Source organism: Azospirillum sp. P4_B5 (assembly GCF_056402275.1).
In genome coordinates this window covers 1-3,597 of sequence record NZ_JBFUHT010000104.1, presented here as the reverse complement: position 1 = coordinate 3,597, position 3,597 = coordinate 1, and the positions used below count along the sequence as shown (strand labels likewise).

Here is a 3,597-nt window from a genome sequence, read left to right as displayed (position 1 = left end):
GCGGCGGCGGGAGCGGCGGCCTTGGCCGGGGCGGCCACGGCGGCGCCGGCCTCGCCGAGAACGCCCAGCAGGGCGCCGACGCCGACGTTGGCGCCGTCGGCGGCGACGATTTCCGCCAGCGTGCCGGCAGACGGAGCGTTCACCTCAAGCGTGACCTTGTCGGTCTCCAGCTCGACCAGCGCCTCGTCGGCGGCGACCGCGTCGCCGACCTTCTTCAGCCAGCGGGCGACGGTCGCCTCGGAGACGGACTCGCCCAGGGTGGGGACCTTGATTTCGGTAGCCATAAGTTCCTCTCGTACTTTCTTGTTCTACGCCTGGGCGTCGAGTCAGCGGATGACGAGCGCGTCTTCCAGAAGCTTCGCCTGCTCCTGGTTGTGACGCTTGAGCAGGCCGGTGGCCGGCGACGCGGCGGCCGGACGGCCGACGTAGCTGGGGCGCGAGGCCTTGTGCTCGATCGAGGTGAGGGCGCCTTCCAGACGGCGGTCGACGAAGGCCCAGTAGCCCTGGTTCTCCGGCTCCTCCTGGCACCACACGACCTCGGCGTTCGGGTAGCGGGCGAACTCCTCGGTCAGGGCGGAGCGGGGGAACGGGTAGAGCTGCTCCAACCGGACCAGCGCCACGTCCTTGATGCCGCGCGCCGTGCGCTCCTGCAGCAGGTCGTAATAGACCTTGCCGGTGCAGACCACGATGCGGCGGATCTGCTCGTTCGGCAGCAGGTCGGTGGCCGTCTCGCCGAGCACGCGGCGGAAGTTCGTGCCCTCGGCCAGCTCCGACAGGCTGGAGACGCACAGCTTGTGGCGCAGCAGCGACTTCGGCGTGAACAGCACCAGCGGCTTGCGGAAGGGCCGGCGCATCTGGCGGCGGAAGGCGTGGAACAGGTTCGCCGGGGTCGTCAGGTTGCAGATCTGCCAGTTGTCCTCGGCGGACATCTGGAGGAAGCGCTCCGGACGGGCCGAGGAGTGCTCCGGACCCTGGCCCTCGTAGCCGTGCGGCAGCAGCAGCACGAGGCCGGACATGCGCAGCCACTTCGACTCGCCCGACGAGAGGAACTGGTCGATGATGGTCTGGGCGGTGTTGGCGAAGTCGCCGAACTGCGCTTCCCACAGGGTCAGGCTGTGCGGCTCGGCCAGCGAATAGCCGTATTCGAAGCCGACCACGGCGGCCTCGGACAGCGGGCTGTCATGAACCTCGAACGGGCCCTGGTCGGGACGGAGGTGGTTCAGCGGGATGTACTTGTTCTCGGTGTTCTGGTCGTACATCACCGCGTGGCGGTGCGAGAAGGTGCCGCGGCCGGAATCCTGGCCCGACAGGCGGACGCCGTTGCCCTCGACCAGCAGCGTGCCGTAGGCGAGCGCTTCCGCGGTCGCCCAGTCGATGCCCTCGCCGGTCTCCAGCGACTTCTTCTTGGCCTCGAGCTGGCGGGCGATCTTCGAGTTGATCGCGAAGTCCTTCGGATATTCGCAGAGCTTGTTGCCGACCTCGCGCAGCACGTCGATCGCCACGCCGGTGTTGCCCTTGCGCTCGTCGTCGGTCTTCGCGGCCTCCAGGCCCGACCACTTGCCTTCCAGCCAGTCGGCCTTGTTCGGCTTGAAGGAGTTGGCGGCCTCGAACTCACCCTCCAGCTTCTTCATGAAGTCCTGGATCATCTGATCGGACTCGGCCTGGGTGAGGACGTTCTCCTCGACGAGCTGCTTGCCGTACAGCTCCCGCGTGGTGCCGTGGGCGCGGATCTTCTTGTACATCAGTGGCTGGGTGAAGCCCGGCTCGTCGCCCTCGTTGTGGCCGTGGCGGCGGTAGCAGACCATGTCGATCACCACGTCCCGCTTGAACTTCTGACGGAACTCGGCGGCGATGCGGCTGATGTGGACGACGGACTCGGGGTCGTCGCCGTTGACGTGGAAGATCGGCGCCTGAACCATCTTCGCCATGTCCGAGCAGTAGACGCCGGACCGCGAATAGGTCGGGTTCGTGGTGAAGCCGATCTGGTTGTTGATGATGAAGTGCACGGTGCCGCCGGTGCGGTAGCCGCGCAGCTCCGACAGGCCCAGCGTCTCGGCCACGATGCCCTGACCGGCGAAGGCGGCGTCGCCGTGGATCAGCACGCCCATGACCTGCTCGCGGTCCAGGTCGTTGCGCTGCGCCTGCTTGGCGCGCACCTTGCCCAGCACGACCGGGTTCACCCATTCCAGGTGGGACGGGTTGGCGGTCAGCGACAGGTGGACGATGTTGCCGTTGAAGTCGCGGTCCGACGAGGTGCCGAGATGGTACTTCACGTCGCCGGAGCCCTGCACGTCCTGCGGGCTGGACGGGTTGCCCTGGAACTCCGAGAAGACCGCGGCGAAGGGCTTGCCCATGAAGTTGGTCAGCATGTTCAGCCGGCCGCGGTGGGCCATGCCGACGACGACTTCCTTGAGGCCGAGCTGGCCGCCGCGCTTCAGGATCTGCTCCAGCGCGGGGATCATCGACTCGCCGCCCTCAAGGCCGAAGCGCTTGGTGCCGGTGTACTTCAGCTGGAGGAACTTCTCGAAGCCCTCGGCGGCGATCAGGCGCTCGTAGATGGCGCGCTTGCCGTTCACCGTGAACTCGGTGTGGTTGCGCCCGCCTTCGATGCGCTCCTGGATCCAGGCCTTCTCTTCCGGGTCCTGGATGTGCATGAACTCGACGCCGATGTTCCCGCAGTAGGTCTTCTGCAGGATCTCCAGGATCTGGCGCAGCGACGCCGTTTCCAGGCCCAGCGAGTAGTTCAGGAAGATCGGGCGGTCCATGTCGCCCGGGCCGAAGCCGTAGGTCGCCGGATCGAGTTCCGGGTGCGGCTCGCGCTTCTCGAGACCCAGCGGGTCGAAATGCGCGTTCATGTGGCCGCGCACGCGGTAGACGCGGATGAGCATCAGCGCGCGGATGCTGTCGAGCGTCGCGGCGCGCAACTGCTGGTGGCTGATGCCGCCATAGACCTGCTGGGCGTGGGCGACGAGGCCGCCGTTGCCGTTGGTCGCCGCCGGGGCGCCGATGCTTTCCAGCGAGGCGGCGACGGGGTCGAGCGCGCCGTTGGCGAGCGTGCCCTCCTCCAGGCTCCAGGACGGGCCGTTCAGCTCGTTCAGGACGGCGCGGGAGTCGTCGTCCAGCTCCCTGAAGAAGCCGTTCCAGCTCGAATCCACCGAGGAGGGGTCCTTCAGGAAGCGCGCGTACAACTCCGCGACGTATTCGGCGTTCGAGCCGAACAGGAACGAGGTCTTCTCCAGATTAGCGGACATATGTTTGCCTCGGGCGTTTGCCCGGTTCCCTCAGAGAGTTTTTTTGCTTGTCGCTGGGGTCCGGACGGCCCCCGGGATCTCCGGGAGGAGACACGGGGGCCGCCGGTCCTTCGGCAGTCGGCGGGAATATGGGGTCCCGCCGACCGCTTTATCAGCCCTTGAAGACCTTGAGCATGGTGGAGCCCAGGCTGGCGGGACTGTCGGCGACGGCGATGCCGACCGACTTCATGAAGTCGATCTTGAAGTCGGCGGTGTCGTTGCCGCCGGAGATCACCGCGCCGGCGTGGCCCATGCGGCGGCCCGGAGGCGCGGTGCGCCCGGCGATGAAGCCGACGACCGGCTTCTT

General features: G+C 67.3%; 2 protein-coding genes and 1 pseudogene. All 3 read right to left on the bottom strand.

What is annotated here, in order from left to right:
- The coding region (locus AC1DVI_RS32000) for a biotin/lipoyl-containing protein (RefSeq protein WP_476961412.1) at positions 1-284 on the bottom strand (284 nt) is incomplete at its 3' end.
- Positions 285-326: 42 nt separating this feature from the next.
- Positions 327-3,251 carry a 2-oxoglutarate dehydrogenase E1 component gene (locus AC1DVI_RS31995; RefSeq protein ID WP_476961411.1) on the bottom strand — a complete coding sequence of 975 codons (2,925 nt, stop codon included), beginning with the start codon at positions 3,249-3,251 and terminating at the stop codon, positions 327-329.
- A gap of 151 nt (positions 3,252-3,402) precedes the next feature.
- Positions 3,403-3,597, bottom strand: a pseudogene (locus AC1DVI_RS31990) (succinate--CoA ligase subunit alpha); the annotation flags it as partial.